The sequence below is a fragment of the Burkholderia sp. 4NA327C6 genome (assembly GCF_005502655.1).
Lineage (GTDB): Bacteria > Pseudomonadota > Gammaproteobacteria > Burkholderiales > Burkholderiaceae > Burkholderia > Burkholderia contaminans.
Map to the genome: position 1 here is coordinate 1 of NZ_SCNZ01000059.1, position 13,754 is coordinate 13,754.

The 13,754-nt window shown below is 63.3% G+C and carries 16 protein-coding genes and 3 pseudogenes; 10 read left to right on the forward strand and 9 right to left on the reverse strand.

Annotated elements, in window-relative coordinates:
* The 4 genes and pseudogenes from FFS49_RS36400 to merE (FFS49_RS36415) form a co-directional block, all read left to right on the forward strand.
* Nucleotides 1-510 (forward strand): annotated as a pseudogene (locus FFS49_RS36400) (mercuric reductase); the annotation flags it as partial.
* Nucleotides 511-549: 39 nt separating this feature from the next.
* A complete protein-coding gene (gene merB / locus FFS49_RS36405; RefSeq protein WP_060091931.1) occupies nucleotides 550-1,176 on the forward strand; it encodes an organomercurial lyase MerB in 627 nt (208 codons plus the stop codon).
* A gap of 40 nt (nucleotides 1,177-1,216) precedes the next feature.
* On the forward strand, nucleotides 1,217-1,582 hold the full coding sequence (gene merD, locus FFS49_RS36410; protein ID WP_060091944.1) for a mercury resistance co-regulator MerD: 366 nt from the start codon (nucleotides 1,217-1,219) through the stop codon (nucleotides 1,580-1,582).
* A complete protein-coding gene (merE, locus tag FFS49_RS36415; RefSeq protein WP_001087806.1) occupies nucleotides 1,579-1,815 on the forward strand; it encodes a broad-spectrum mercury transporter MerE in 237 nt (78 codons plus the stop codon). The genes merD and merE (FFS49_RS36415) overlap by 4 nt, the downstream gene beginning before the upstream one ends.
* 52 nt (nucleotides 1,816-1,867) lie before the next feature.
* Here merE (FFS49_RS36415) and FFS49_RS36420 read toward each other — a convergent pair whose 3' ends face one another.
* The 6 genes and pseudogenes from FFS49_RS36420 to merR form a co-directional block, all read right to left on the reverse strand.
* Nucleotides 1,868-2,482 carry a recombinase family protein gene (locus FFS49_RS36420; protein WP_000904941.1) on the reverse strand — a complete coding sequence of 205 codons (615 nt, stop codon included), beginning with the start codon at nucleotides 2,480-2,482 and terminating at the stop codon, nucleotides 1,868-1,870.
* Nucleotides 2,483-2,542: 60 nt separating this feature from the next.
* Nucleotides 2,543-3,760: a TniQ family protein gene (locus tag FFS49_RS36425; protein ID WP_060091933.1), complete on the reverse strand. Its 1,218-nt coding sequence runs from the start codon at nucleotides 3,758-3,760 to the stop codon at nucleotides 2,543-2,545.
* Nucleotides 3,757-4,665, reverse strand: coding sequence for a TniB family NTP-binding protein (locus FFS49_RS36430; protein WP_013741668.1), 909 nt, complete (start codon nucleotides 4,663-4,665; stop codon nucleotides 3,757-3,759). Before FFS49_RS36430 ends, FFS49_RS36425 begins: the two co-directional genes overlap by 4 nt.
* Before the next feature lie 2 nt (nucleotides 4,666-4,667).
* A complete protein-coding gene (locus FFS49_RS36435) occupies nucleotides 4,668-6,350 on the reverse strand; it encodes a Mu transposase C-terminal domain-containing protein (RefSeq protein WP_011494284.1) in 1,683 nt (560 codons plus the stop codon).
* 386 nt (nucleotides 6,351-6,736) lie between these two features.
* Nucleotides 6,737-7,146: pseudogene (locus FFS49_RS36440) on the reverse strand (DMT family transporter); the annotation flags it as partial.
* A 71-nt stretch (nucleotides 7,147-7,217) separates the two neighbouring features.
* Complete coding sequence (gene merR, locus FFS49_RS36445) at nucleotides 7,218-7,652, reverse strand: Hg(II)-responsive transcriptional regulator (protein ID WP_027813560.1); 435 nt, start codon at nucleotides 7,650-7,652, stop codon at nucleotides 7,218-7,220.
* Between the two features lie 70 nt (nucleotides 7,653-7,722).
* Between merR and merT the strand changes: the two genes are divergently transcribed.
* From merT to merE (FFS49_RS36475), 6 genes and pseudogenes are all read left to right on the forward strand, one after another.
* A complete protein-coding gene (gene merT, locus FFS49_RS36450) occupies nucleotides 7,723-8,073 on the forward strand; it encodes a mercuric ion transporter MerT (protein ID WP_027813559.1) in 351 nt (116 codons plus the stop codon).
* Nucleotides 8,074-8,087: 14 nt separating this feature from the next.
* A complete protein-coding gene (merP, locus tag FFS49_RS36455; RefSeq protein WP_027813558.1) occupies nucleotides 8,088-8,363 on the forward strand; it encodes a mercury resistance system periplasmic binding protein MerP in 276 nt (91 codons plus the stop codon).
* Between the two features lie 18 nt (nucleotides 8,364-8,381).
* Nucleotides 8,382-8,815 (forward strand): annotated as a pseudogene (gene merC, locus FFS49_RS36460) (organomercurial transporter MerC).
* 45 nt (nucleotides 8,816-8,860) lie between these two features.
* On the forward strand, nucleotides 8,861-10,540 hold the full coding sequence (gene merA, locus FFS49_RS36465) for a mercury(II) reductase (protein WP_027813557.1): 1,680 nt from the start codon (nucleotides 8,861-8,863) through the stop codon (nucleotides 10,538-10,540).
* A 17-nt stretch (nucleotides 10,541-10,557) separates the two neighbouring features.
* Nucleotides 10,558-11,214, forward strand: coding sequence for an organomercurial lyase MerB (gene merB, locus FFS49_RS36470; RefSeq protein ID WP_027813556.1), 657 nt, complete (start codon nucleotides 10,558-10,560; stop codon nucleotides 11,212-11,214).
* Entirely contained in the window at nucleotides 11,207-11,443 is a 237-nt protein-coding gene (merE, locus tag FFS49_RS36475; RefSeq protein ID WP_027813555.1) for a broad-spectrum mercury transporter MerE, read from the forward strand. Before merB (FFS49_RS36470) ends, merE (FFS49_RS36475) begins: the two co-directional genes overlap by 8 nt.
* Nucleotides 11,444-11,935: 492 nt before the next feature.
* Here merE (FFS49_RS36475) and FFS49_RS36480 read toward each other — a convergent pair whose 3' ends face one another.
* The 3 genes from FFS49_RS36480 to FFS49_RS36490 are packed head-to-tail and all read right to left on the reverse strand — an operon-like array spanning nucleotide 11,936 to nucleotide 13,753.
* Nucleotides 11,936-12,160 carry a DUF1289 domain-containing protein gene (locus FFS49_RS36480; RefSeq protein ID WP_027813965.1) on the reverse strand — a complete coding sequence of 75 codons (225 nt, stop codon included), beginning with the start codon at nucleotides 12,158-12,160 and terminating at the stop codon, nucleotides 11,936-11,938.
* A gap of 3 nt (nucleotides 12,161-12,163) precedes the next feature.
* On the reverse strand, nucleotides 12,164-13,471 hold the full coding sequence (gene dmeF / locus FFS49_RS36485; RefSeq protein ID WP_027813554.1) for a CDF family Co(II)/Ni(II) efflux transporter DmeF: 1,308 nt from the start codon (nucleotides 13,469-13,471) through the stop codon (nucleotides 12,164-12,166).
* Between the two features lie 9 nt (nucleotides 13,472-13,480).
* A complete protein-coding gene (locus FFS49_RS36490; RefSeq protein WP_027813553.1) occupies nucleotides 13,481-13,753 on the reverse strand; it encodes a metal/formaldehyde-sensitive transcriptional repressor in 273 nt (90 codons plus the stop codon).
* Nucleotide 13,754 lies beyond the last annotated feature (1 nt).

The following is a 13,754-nucleotide window of genomic DNA, read 5'->3' on the forward strand; positions in this document are numbered from 1 at the left end:
ACCAGTAGCCCGAACATCTACGCGGCCGGCGACTGCACCGACCAGCCGCAGTTCGTCTATGTGGCGGCAGCGGCCGGCACTCGTGCGGCCATTAACATGACCGGCGGCGACGCCGCCATCAATCTGACCGCGATGCCGGCCGTGGTGTTCACCGACCCGCAAGTGGCGACCGTGGGCTACAGCGAGGCGGAAGCGCACCACGATGGCATCGAAACCGACAGCCGCACGCTGACGCTCGACAACGTGCCGCGTGCGCTTGCCAACTTCGACACACGCGGCTTCATCAAGCTGGTCATTGAGGAAGGTAGCGGACGGCTCATCGGCGTGCAGGCGGTTGCCCCGGAAGCGGGCGAACTGATCCAGACGGCTGTTCTCGCCATTCGCAACCGCATGACGGTGCAGGAACTGGCCGACCAGTTGTTCCCTTACCTGACGATGGTCGAGGGGTTGAAGCTCGCGGCGCAGACCTTCAGCAAGGACGTGAAGCAGCTTTCCTGCTGCGCCGGGTAATCGGAATCAAATCACCAAACCCCAAGGAGCCAAACAACTATGGAAACATCAACCTTCGTCAAAGAAATCGCGGAGCGTTTCTCGGTTATCAACCGACTACATCCCACTGAACTCTTGCTTCCGCTTCTTCGCGAGATTGCCAAGGGAAGTCCCGTCTCGCGGAAAACGCTCGCGACCGTGCTCGACTGGCCGGCCGACAGAGTCGCGGCAGCACTCGATCAGGTCCCCAGCACCGAGTATGACGACGACGGCAATATTGTCGGCTATGGCCTTACGCTGCGCGAAACCCCGCATACCTTTGAGATTGACGGCCAACGTCTCTACACGTGGTGCGCCCTAGACGCATTAATATTCCCGGCTTTGCTCGGCAGGAGCGCGTACGTCTCCTCGCGCTGCCCTACAACGGGTGAAGAGGTATCGCTTACGGTGGCGCCAGATGGGCTGCACCGGCTCGAACCGGCGAGCGCAGTTGTGTCACTGGTGCGACCAAATGCGTCATCCGACATTCGCTGCTCCTTCTGCTGCCACGTCCACTTTTTTGCCAGCGCCGCTGCCGCTGACGATTGGGTCGCGCAGCATGAGGGTGCCGAAGTTGTGGGCGTCGAAGAGGCCTTTCGCCTTGGGCAAGAGCTTGCTCGACAGCTGTCATCGCCTAGCGGGACGTAACTGTCCTGTGCTGCGCAGGGTGAGGAAAAGGAGGTGTTCAGTGAGCGCTTATACAGTTTCCCGCTTAGCACATGACGCGGGCGTGAGTGTGCATATCGTGCGCGACTACCTGCTGCGTGGATTGCTGCGGCCGGTGGCGTGCACCCCAGGCGGCTACGGCTTGTTCGATGACGCCGCCTTGCAACGGCTGTGCTTCGTGCGGGCGGCCTTCGAGGCGGGCATCGGCCTCGACGCGCTGGCGCGGCTGTGCCGGGCGCTGGATGCGGCGGACGGCGACGGTGCGTCTGCGCAGCTTGCCGTGTTGCGGCAACTCGTCGAGCGTCGGCGCGAGGCCCTGGCCAGCCTCGAAATGCAACTGGCCGCCATGCCAACCGAACCGGCACAGCACGCGGAGAGTCTGCCATGAACAGCCCAGAGCACTTGCCGTCTGAGACGCACAAACCGATCACCGGCTACTTGTGGGGCGCGCTGGCCGTGCTCACCTGTCCCTGCCATTTGCCGATTCTCGCCATTGTGCTAGCCGGCACGACGGCCGGCGCGTTCATCGGGGAGCACTGGGGTATTGCAGCCCTCACGCTGACCGGTTTGTTCGTCCTGTCTGTGACACGACTGCTGCGGGCCTTCAAAGATCGATCATGAGCGCTTCCCATTGAGACAAACCACGCTGTCGCTACGTTGCCTCATGCCGGCATCAAATTCGGCTGAGTAGCTTCTCGCCATCTGGACGTAGCTCACCCTTGGGTGAAACATGCCGATACAGGGTCTGCCGCGTGACGCCAAGTTCCTGGCACAGGTCGCCGACCTTGGTCTCTGGCTGACCCATTGCCGCCATCGCCAGCCGCAGCTTGGCGGCGGTCATCTTGAACGGCCGGCCGCCTTTCCGCCCGCGCGCGCGGGCCGAGGCTAGGCCGGCAATCGTGCGCTCCGCGATCAACTCGCGCTCGAACTCGGCCAGGGCGGCGAAGATGCCAAAGACCAGCTTGCCGGCGGCGGTCGTGGTGTCGATGGCCGCGCCGTGCCCGGTTAATACCTTCAAGCCGATGCCGCGCCCAGTCAGGTCGTGCACGGTGTTGATGAGATGTCGCAGGTCGCGTCCGAGCCGATCCAGTTTCCACACGACCAGTGTGTCGCCAGTTCGCAACGCCTTCAGGCAGCTCGTCAAGCCGGGCCGATCCTCGCGCATGCCGGATGCCTGGTCCTCGTAAAGATGTACTGGATCGACCCCGGCGGCAATCAGCGCGTCGCGCTGCAAATCGGTAGCCTGGGAGCCGTCCGCCTTCGATACCCGCATGTAGCCTATCAGCATGTCGTACCTGTCACATATACGTTCGATTATGTGACAGTGTGAACCGGAAAGTTCTGGTCGTCAAAATTTGTCACTTAACCCGTCATTCTGTCTAAGACATGCAAAGGGTCCATCAGCCTCGTAATGTGACAGAAATTCCGGGGGAATGCCTTCCTTTGCAAAGGTGGCGCGCAACTGTTCCAGGGAAGCGGGATCGCGCCGACCATAGGAAGCCAACGCGAACAGCGAGCGTGCCGTCTCGGGGTCGTGCCGGGCTTCAATGATCGCCTCACTGATAGCTTGGACCGCCCGTTGCCAATGATTGACGGGTTCGGGCTTCGGCGGTTTCGCCGGCAGACCACTGGTGAACCCGGTTTGGAGCTCGGACCAGAACAGCTTTGCATGCTCGCCTGGCGGGCTGATATCCCTCACCTCGATCAAGCTGATTGCCGTTGCCGCCGCCTCCAGCATCTGCAACCGTATTGCCGGGTTCAGGGTTTCATACGGTCGCCACAGACTTTGCCCAGCACGCAGCGGATGCCCGCAGCCTTGCCAGACTTGGCGGAGATACCCCGCGTAGGTTCCGCACGCCGAAAGCGGGGTGTTCAGCTCATCGAGCAGCGTGCGTAGCAGTCGAAACCACAATCCAGCGTGGATGCGTCGGCACGGCAGTTCCACATGGCCGGTCGTCAGTGCCTGCCAGGTACGCCGGTCCATCACTGCAATCGCGTCGCTGGCGGTGCGCGACGCAGTGTCGGCGTTCTCCCAGCCGAGAAACCGCCCAGGCACGCCCCAATAGGATTCCAGCCAGCAGCCATGCAGCGGGCAGCTCAGCATCAGGGGCAGCTTCCATGCAAGCAGTACGGCTTGGTTTGCCGGGTCGTTCAGACAGAGAGGACAGGCGCGATGTATCGGCTGGCTGGGCAGCCAGGCACGCCAGCTCGTGATGGATCGCGTCCTACGGCGGAGTTTCGGCAGCAGCACCGAGAGCTGGAACGCATAGGTTTCCAATGCGTCTGGAATCTGATCATCAAGGCTGTCCAGTAGCCAAGGCACCCAGCCGGCGAAACTCATGCAGCGCAGCCGATCCAGCTCGATACCGCTCCGCTGGGAGAGCATCGCCAGCAGCGCCAGTGGTGGCGCGGTGTCCAGGTCATCAACCTGGCCGTGACCAAGATCGTGCTCCAGCAGCTCGGACACCTCCATGTGATAGCAAAGGGCCACGCGGTTGAGCCACGAAGACAGGGCTTCGGCTTCCCTGGGTGCCGGATGCAGTGGCCAGCGTGGCGCTGGCTTCACATCAGTTCCCGCTCGAATTGCCGCCGCCGCTCGCTGGGACCGGTGTAATCGGCCATGCTGAGCGTGCGGTGGTTGATCGCTTCCTCACCACTCTCCACGGCGGCCACGGCCGCCGCCATCAATAGGTGCGCCAGCTCGCCAATAGTGCCCTCGCTGCGCGTGAGCAGGTAGCGAGCCATGTCCAGCGTGGCAATCGACGAAGGTCGCCGCAGCGGGAGCGAAGCCGCGAAGCTGGCCAGCAGTGAACAGCAATCGTCGTTGGCCTCCCACACCGGCAGCATCATCGGCTCGAAGCGATTTTCCAACTGGTCATCCGAGCGGATGGCCAGGTAGGCGTCGCGTGTGCCCACACCGACCAGCGGGATGCGCAATTCGTTGCCGAGGAAGCGCAGCAGGTTGAGGAATTCCCGGCGGTTGACGCTGTTGCCGGCCAGGACGTTGTGCAGCTCGTCGATCACCAGCAAACGCACACCGAGCTTGCGCAGCAGTGTCAGCGCCAGTTGCTCTATTTCCGGCAGCCGTGGGCGCGGTCGCAATGGTGCTCCCATCGCCGCGAGCAGCGCGACGTAGAAGCGGATCACCGATGGCTCGGACGGCATCTGCACGACCAATACCGGGATGTGCTCCTGGTCGGCGTCGGAGCTGGCCGGGTGGGCGCGGCGGAACTTCTCGACGATCATCGACTTGCCGTTGTTGGTTGGACCGACCAACAGCAGGTTGGGCATGCGTTGTTTGTTTGGCCACGTATACAGGGCTTCCAGCCGGTTCAACGCCTCGACTGCTCGCGGATAGCCGATCCAGCGGTCGGCGCGAAGGCGATGGATGCGCTCGTCCGCCGGGAGACGGGCCAAGCCCTGGGCCGCCGGCAGCAGGTGGGACAGGTCGATGATGGGATATTCGTCCACGGCTACCACTCCTCAATCTGGTCGAACGGTTTGGCAGGTGGCTGGTTGTCCGCCTGCGGGTCTGCCATGTCCGTGTCCGCTGGTGGCGTGGTTTTGACAGGTTGTTCCGTTGACTTGAGATGCTGGCGTCGATCCGCGTCGCGCCGCGCCTTGCGCGTGGCTTTCTGCGCAGTGGTCACGATTTCGCGCATCTGCCCGATCATGCGGAACAGCGCCGACTCATCCACCTGTTCGCGCCCTTGCTGCCGCAATTTCGCCAGCGCCTGCCGTTGTTCCCAGAGGGTGACAGCCGGGTGCGACAAGGTACGGTATGGAATTTCCAGATAGTGCTGCCCCTCCGGCTCCAGCACCCAAATGCGGCTGATGTCGCGTGGGTCGCGCCGGATCAGGAACGCAGGCAGGCGGTCGCGCCGAGCTATCCACGGCTTGAGCGCATCGGCGTAGTAGTGGATGTGGTCGATGACGAAGCCAGTGCGGGTCAGGGTGCGGCGGAGGACGGGCAGGAAATCGACCAGAAAAGCCGTGGTGCGAGTGATGACGGTTGGAACGCCGGTACGCGCGACAGCTTCGGCCCAGCGTGCGGCCGGCGGTTGGAGCAGGCCGTTGTGCACGGAGCCGTGATAGGTGCCAACCGCCAATGCGAGCCAGCGTTCCAGCTCGCGCAGTGTCAGGGCGGCCATCTTCTCGGAGGCGTATTCCCCGCGCTGGTCAGGGTTGGAGAAGGTCGTCCCCGGCAATTCGTCGTGGATCATTTGCATCGCCGTGCCGATGATCCGTTCCACGATGCCGCCATAGTGCGGCTGCCCGAGAGGCCGATAGTCCAACCGGATGCCATGCTGCTCGCAGCCACGGCGTAGCGCCTCGCTCTTGAATTCGGCCGCGTTGTCCAGGTAGAGCAGCGCGGGCTTGCCGCTCATCGGCCAGTCCATTTCCACGTCCAACCTTTCCAACCAAGGGCGCTTGTCGCAACCGGCGTGTGCGAGGCACAGGCCGACCGAGACGGCAGATGGCGCTTCTAACGTGACCACCATGCCAACCACGCAGCGGGTGAACACGTCGATGGCGAGGGTCAGGTACGGACGGCCAATCGGTTGCCGGTCGCGCTCGTCCACCACGATCAGGTCGATGACTGTGTGGTCGATCTGTACCTGCTCCAGCGGTGCGGAGACTGGCGGAGGAACACCGCCAACACCTTGCAGGATGCGGGACGCATCCTGGCCTTCCCGAAGTCGAGTGGTCTTGAGTGGATCAAGGCTGGCGATCCGCAACGCGACCGTGTTGCGCGCCGGCATCCGCAGCTTTTGCAGCTTGCACACCCGCGCAACTTCACGGTGGAACGCCGCCAAGCTGCGCTTCTGCTTGGTCAGGAAGCGCTTTTGCAGTAGCTCGCGGATGATTCGTTCGACCGACTCCGGCAAGCGGCCTTTACCTTTGCCACCGCTCGACTGTCCAAGAGCCAAATCAGTGACCAGCCCCGAACCTTGCCGGGCACGGCGGATCAGGACGTAGACCTGCCGCCGGGACAGACCCAGCGCCTGGGCTGCTGCGTCGGCCGCTTCATGCCCGACCGTCTCCGACTGCGCCAACGGCCCAATGATCTCCGCGCGGCAGCGAGCACGCTCCCATGCCTGTTCTGACAGGGTGGCTACGCCGCGCTCGGCAATCGGTACGGTATCGGTCGCCATGCTCGCCTCGCTTTGGTGCACACGAGTATTGAGCATAGACGAGTTTCGTGCAGAGGAGTCCTGATATCGGGCTGTCAGGAGCCGTATGCACAGCTGTGAACGAACAATAGAGTTTGACACAGCGCGCACAATAAAATCAGATGCTTAGCGATCTACTGGGTTAGGCACCGATGAAATAGAGCTTGACACTAACGCAATCCAACACAATTCGCAGAAGCATTTTGCGACAAAAGAGTTTGACACAAGTTGTAATGCCCCAAGGGTACACCGGCGCCGACTGCCGAAGCTTCTAGCCTCTGATCAGAGCGGGAACGGCACCTCGTAATCTTCGTCTTGCCCGTGGCATATCGCCTGCTCGCCGTTCTGCACGCGCTCAGTTCGCGCACCTAATGCTTGTGCCGGTGATGCACATCCGGGAAGTGTGCATGCGAATGGGTGATGGGCAGGTGCACATGCGGATGGGTATGGGGTTCATCGCTATCGAATGGGAAATCGTGCTCGTGCTGGTGATGTTCGTCGTGGCGATGGCGATGCGTGTGTTCGAGAGGCTCGTGCGTATGCTCATGCTCATGTCGTTCACGCACGTGCAGCCAAATGCCCAGCGCCATCATGGCGGTGGCGATCCAGAAAGACACGGACGGCCACTCGGGCCAGATAAGCAACGATAGCGCCACGCCGAAAAGCGGCGCAACCGAGAAGTAGGCGCCGGCCCGGGCTGACCGAGGTGCCGGAGCGCGATCACAAAGAACACCAGACTCACGCCGTAGCCGGCAAGCCCGGTCAGCATCGCAGCAGCGACCGTGATCGCGCCCGGTAACGGGTGCCCTCAAGAAACGGACTTTTGCGTACGTTAATGGCGAATGGCACTTACGCGGCGCCGACGTCACGTGGTTCTTCGCCTCGCTGCAATGAGGCAATCAGCGGACACGACACGTTGCCCTTGCGCGAATGGCACGCGCACACGAGCTGGGTGAGCACGGCTTCCATGCGTTCGAGATCGGCGAGTTTGTCCTGAATGTCGCGGAGCTTGTGCTCCGCGAGGCTGCTCGCCTCGTCGCAATGCGTCCCATCCTCCAGTTTCAACAGGTCCGCTATTTCGTCGAGGCTGAAGCCCAGCCGCTGGGCCGACTTGACGAACCGAACCCTCGTCACATCGCCTTCGCCATAGCGGCGAATGCTGCCATACGGCTTATCCGGTTCCAGCAGCAATCCCTTGCGCTGATAGAACCGGATCGTCTCCACATTGACGCCGGCGGCCTTCGCGAAGGCGCCGATGGTCAGGCTTTCGCTACCGTTATCCATACCGCTTGACTCCGTACATAGGTACGGAAGTAAGGTTACGCTACTCAGTGGATATTCGGAAGGGCAGCGTATGGCGGAACAGCAGAATGGGCGCGGCGCACTTGCCGCCGGCGGACTGGCCGCTATCCTCGCGTCGACCTGCTGCCTCGGGCCACTGGTGCTCGTCGCGCTGGGTGTGAGCGGCGCCTGGATCGGCAATCTGACTTTGCTCGAACCCTGGCGGCCGGCTTTCATCGGCGTGGCACTGGTGGCGTTGTTCTTCGCCGGCCGACGCATCTTTCGGCCCGTTGCGGTGTGCAGGCCCGGCGAGGTGTGCGCGATTCCACAGGTGCGCGCCGCGTACAAGCTCATCTTCTGGATCGTTGTCGCGTTGGTACTGATCGCGGTTGGTTTCCCCTACGTACTGCCCCTGTTCTATTGAACCTGGAGTTCATCATGAAAAAGCTGCTTGCAGCACTCGCGCTCGCCGTTGTTGCCGTCCCGGTCTGGGCCGCGACGCAGACGGTTACGCTGTCTGTGCCCGGCATGACGTGTGCCGCCTGCCCCATTACGGTCAAACACGCGCTGTCCCAAGTTACGGGCGTCGAAAAAACGGATGTCCGTTTCGAGCAGCGCGAAGCCGTCGTGACGTTCGACGATGGCAAGACGAGCGTCCAGGCACTGACCAAGGCTACGGCGGACGCGGGCTATCCGTCGTCGGTCAAGCCCTGAAACTACAGAGGTACTGCAATGTCATTCGTCACGCGCGCGGCCGATAAGGCCGGTTTGCTTGGCAGCATCGTGTCGGCGATGGGCTGTGCGAGCTGCTTCCCGCGATCGCCAGTCTGGGCGCCACCATTGGTCTGGGCTTCCTGAGCCAGTACGAAGGGTTGTTCATCCGCATCCTGCTACCGGCCTTCGCCGGCGTCGCGCTGTTCGCCAATGCGGTCGGCTGGCTCAAGCATCGGCAGTGGCGCCGTACCGTGCCCGGCCTGATCGGGCCGCTGCTGGTGCTGGCAGCCGTGTTTGTGATGCGCGCCTATGGCGAGCGCAGCGGCTGGCTGCTCTATCCCGGTCTCGCCATTATGGTGGCGACATCGCTCTGGGACCTGTTCTCCCCGGCCCAACGCGTCTGTGCCACCGATACGTGTGATTCGTGCACGGGCAGCGTGCGCAAGGGTTGAGTAGTGGCGCATCTAACTAAATCCATGAAAGAACGGAGCAAGGCGATGATGACCTTGAAGATTGACGGGATGACCTGCGCTTCCTGCGCCGAGCATGTCAGGCAGGCGCTGGAAAAGGTGCCCGGCGTGCGCTCGGCAGCGGTCTCCTATTCCAAAGCCCTAGCCGATCTGACGGTCGATGAAGGGGTTAGTCACGACACGCTGACTGCCGCGGTGACGACAGCCGGCTATCACGCCAGGGTGGCTGACGTGCCACCCCACTCAGCAGGCCTGCCCGGCAAGACGCCCGGCTCGGCGGAAACTGGTGGGAAGCGTAGCGGCGGTGATAGCGCGCTGCGGGTCGCCGTGATCGGCAGTGGTGGCGCTGCCATGGCGGCTGCGCTAAAGGCTGCCGAAAACGGCGCGCAGGTGACGCTGATCGAGCGCGGCACCATCGGCGGCACCTGCGTGAACGTCGGCTGCGTGCCCTCCAAAATCATGATCCGTGCCGCCCATATCGCGTATCTGCGGCAGACGAGTCCCTTCGACGCGGGCATTACCGCGACGGCACCGGCCATTGACCGGCCGCGCATGCTCGCCCAGCAGCAGGCGCGCGTGGACGAGCTGCGCCACGCCAAATATGAAAACATTCTCGACACGAGCCCGAACATCAACGTCCTGCACGGCGAGGCGCGGTTCACGGGAAGCCATTCGCTCACGATCACGCTGACCGCCGGCGGCGAACGTACGGTGTCGTTCGATCGCTGCCTGATTGCCACAGGTGCAACTGCCGCAGTGCCGCCGATTCCGGGCCTGAAGGACACGCCGTACTGGACCTCGACCGAAGCGCTGGTGAACGACGCGATTCCCGAGCGACTGGCTGTGATCGGCTCGTCGGTAGTCGCACTGGAACTGGCCCAGGCATTTGCACGGCTGGGCAGCCATGTTACGGTCCTGGCCCGTCACACGCTGCTCTACCAGGAGGACCCGGCGATCGGCGAAGCCGTGACGGCCGCCTTTCGCGCCGAGGGCATCGAGGTGCTGGAACAGACCCAGGCAACCCACGTGTCGCACGCCGATGGCAAGTTCGTCGTCACCACGAACCACGGCGAGCTGCGGGCCGACCAGTTGCTGGTGGCAACAGGTCGTGCTCCCAACACCGGTAGTCTGAATGTGGCGGGCGCCGGCGTGCAGCTCGACGAGCGCGGCGCCATCGTGATCGACGGCGGCATGCGCACGAGCGCACCGGATATCTATGCGGCGGGCGACTGCACCAACCAGCCGCAGTTCGTCTATGTCGCGGCGGCTGCCGGTACACGCGCGGCGATCAACATGACCGGAGGTGATGTACGTCTCAATCTCGATACGATGCCGACGGTCGTCTTCACTGAGCCACAGGTTGCGACGGTTGGCTACAGCGAGGCGCAGGCGCACCGGGCGGGCATCGAGACCGACAATCGCACCCTAACGCTCGACAATGTCCCACGTGCGCTGGTGAACTTCGACACGCACGGCTTCATCAAGCTGGTGGCGGAAGCCGGCACCGGCCGGCTCATCGGCGTGCAGGCGGTGGCGCCCGAGGCGGGCGAACTCATCCAGACGGCCGCGATCGCGATCCGCGCAAGGATGACCGTGCAGGACCTCGCCGACCAGCTGTTCCCGTACCTGACAATGGTCGAGGGGCTCAAGCTCGCTGCGCAGACCTTCTCGAAGGATGTGAAGCAGCTCTCATGCTGCGCGGGATAACCTGTGGGGGGACGACGATGAACCTTGCGCGCCATACGGCCGAACTGGTCGAGCGCCTGGCGATGGCCAACCAGTTGGAAGGCTTTGCAGATCTCTTTGTCGTGCTGCTGCGTGAACTCAGCAAGGGGGCGCCGGTTTCTCCGGCCGCATTGGCCCTGGCCTTGGACTGGCCCATCGAGCGGGTGAGCGTGGCACTCGAACAGGCGGTAAGCACGGAGTGGGACGACTATGGCAACGTCGTCGGCTACGGCTTGACGTTGCGTGAGACCCCGCACACTTTCGAGGTCGACGGCCGGCGCCTGTACACGTGGTGTGCCTTCGATACGCTGTTCTTCCCGGCGCTGATCGACCGGACGGCCCACGTGGTCTCGCGATGTGCCGCCACCGGCACACCGGTCTCGCTCACGGTCACGCCCACCGCGATAGAGGACATCGAGCCGACGGGCGCGGCCGTGTCGCTGATCCTCCCGCAGAACACGCCTGACATCCGCGCTGCGTTCTGCTGTCATGTGCATTTCTTTGCCTCTGCCGCCGCGGGTCAGCAGTGGGCCGCGACACGCCCCGGCATCGAGGTTGTGAGCGTCCGGGACGCCTTCGCCGTGGGCCGCGAGTGTGCCGAGCGGCTGTTGGGGGCCACCTGCCTGCGAAACGCGGGGAGCACAAACCGTGCGTGATCCAACTGCACCCGGATTAACTCGTAGCGCCCGCTGGCGCGCCTGGCTCTGGGGTGCGCTCGCGGCGCTCACGTGCCCATGCCATTTGCCGATCGTGCTGCTGGCACTGTCCGGCACGGCGGCCGGAGCACTCGTCAGCCAGCATCAGGGCATCGCCGTGGTCGTGCTGCTGGCGTTTTTTGCCTTGTCGCTCACATGGGCGCTGCGCGCGTTCCGGGCGCCCCGGTGATCTGCGCATCGGTGCGCTCAGTCACGCGTCGGGTGTCAGGCTGAGGCATGCTTCAACCTGACGTCAGGCCTGCGACCAAAGCGCGTCACGTTAGGGTTGACTTCCTCATTGGTGGACACACGTTTCTCCGTGTCGAAGACCCTAACCTGACGATCTCGCCGCTAAACGTACGAAAAAGTCCGAATCTTGACGGCACCCCTATGCGGGCGCCGCTTTTTGCGCCGTGACCATCGCGCTGGTTTGGCTCCAGCGGCGGCCTCAGAGAACATAAGGCACGTCAAGCCTGCTGCCGCGGCAGCAACGGCCTGAATTCGCGCAAGCCAGTCCTGGCGCTGCGGAAGCCGCCGGGAGTCGCCGGTCAGGTTGATATGCTCCGGGTCTGACGCCATCTGCTATAGCAACGGGGCGTCGCCGGTAGTGTTAGTGTGGCCGTACAAGGCGGCTGCGGCGCCCTTCAGGCAAGTGTGTTTCACGGCGCTACACCGCACTTCGTCATTCCGGAGTTCCAGAGCCCGTGGCGCCCCGGCCATCGCCGTGCGCCGGCCCTCGTACAAGTTTTGCCTGCTGTCGCGCGCGATCGTTGATGACCTGATGCCGCCGATGGTCCGTCATTGTCTTCCAGTTGCGGATTTCATCGCGTGTGCGCAGGCAGCCGGTGCAGAACCCTGTCCGACCATCCATGACGCACACGTCGATGCACGGTGACCTGACGGCCATCGCTCAGGCTGCGACACGCGTCGGGTTGACTTCCACCGTCACGTGCGACAAGCCCCGGAAGCGTTTGAGTGCTGCGTGATAGAAGCCAGGGCTGCGTTGCGGCTCGGTAGTCGCAACCGACACCACCGCGCCCATGTGACCGGGTCCCAGGCGCCATACGTGCAGGTCGATTACCCGGTCGCCATGGCCCTCGATCGTGCGACGGACATTGTCAGACAGTTTGCGGTCCAGATTCATGTCGAGCAAAATCCCGCCCGTGTCGCGCATCAAACCCCACGACCAGTTCGCGATCACCAGTGCGCCAATCACGCCGGCAAGCGGGTCCATCCACATCCAGCCGAACGTACGCGCCAGCACCAGCCCAATGATGGCCAGCACGGAGACGGCTGCATCCGCGATCACGTGGACGTACGCCGAACGGATATTGTGATCCCGGTTCGCAGCGGTGACTGCGTCGTCATGGTCGTGCTCATGCTCCTCGAAGGCGAGTTCGTGCAAGCCGTCGCTCAACCGGACGACGGCCTTGAACTCGTGCGGCTCCGGAATCTGGTCGGTTGACTCCAGGTAGCCGCCCCGGTCAACGAACGTGAACGCTTGACGTGCGCCGTCCGGGCGTACCGTCGTGACCGAAACCCCGTCTGCGGCCAGGCGCGAATCCTCCGTCGCCGGCGTTATGCGGAAGACGGGCGGCACGCCGTCCTCGAAAACCGAAACCTCGAACACGCCAGACGGAGTGAATATGCGCCGGACCTCATCGTCATGAGCATGGTCGCCGTGATCTTCGTCGCCATGGCCGTGACCGTGACCGTGCCCATGTCCATGCGCATGCCCGTGGCCATGACCGTGATGGTCACCGCTCAGCAGCCAGACGCTCGCCAGGTTGACCAGCAGTCCGACCACCGCGATGGGAATCGCTTCCCCGAAATGGATTGGCACCGGCGAAAAGAAACGGGATACCGCCTCATAGGCGATCAGCAGCGCAATCATCGCCAGCACGATGGCGCTGGTGAACCCCGCCAGATCGCCAAGCTTGCCGGTTCCAAACACGAAGCGCGGATCCGACGCGTGCCGGCGCGCGTAAGTGTAAGCAAGCGCCGCGATCAGCATGGCACCCGCGTGCGTTGACATGTGCAGACCGTCGGCGACCAGCGCCAGTGAGCCGAACAGACTGCCGCCAAGAATCTCGGCCACCATCATCGCACTGCAAAGCGCAATGACTGCCCAGGTCCGCCGCTCGTTCTGCGCGTGTGCCGCGCCGAGATAGATGTGATCGTGTCCGGCGCCAAAGGCTGCGCTCTGGAAATCGCTCATGTTGCCCTCTTACCTGAAATAGCTGTGGATCACTTCGATCAGCTCCTCTGTGCCGCTGACATGCCCGTGCGACGGATCGGCATCGACCAGATGAGTTCGGACATGGTCCTCCAGCACCACTGCCAGAAGACCATTCATCGCGCCACGGCAGCTCGTAATCTGCTGCAGCACCTCGGAGCAACCGCGCTCTTCCTCGAGCGAGCGCTCCACCGCTTCGAGCTGCCCCTTGATGCGGCGCACCCGGTTGAGCAGCTTCTGTTTCTCGCGAATTGTGTGGCTCATG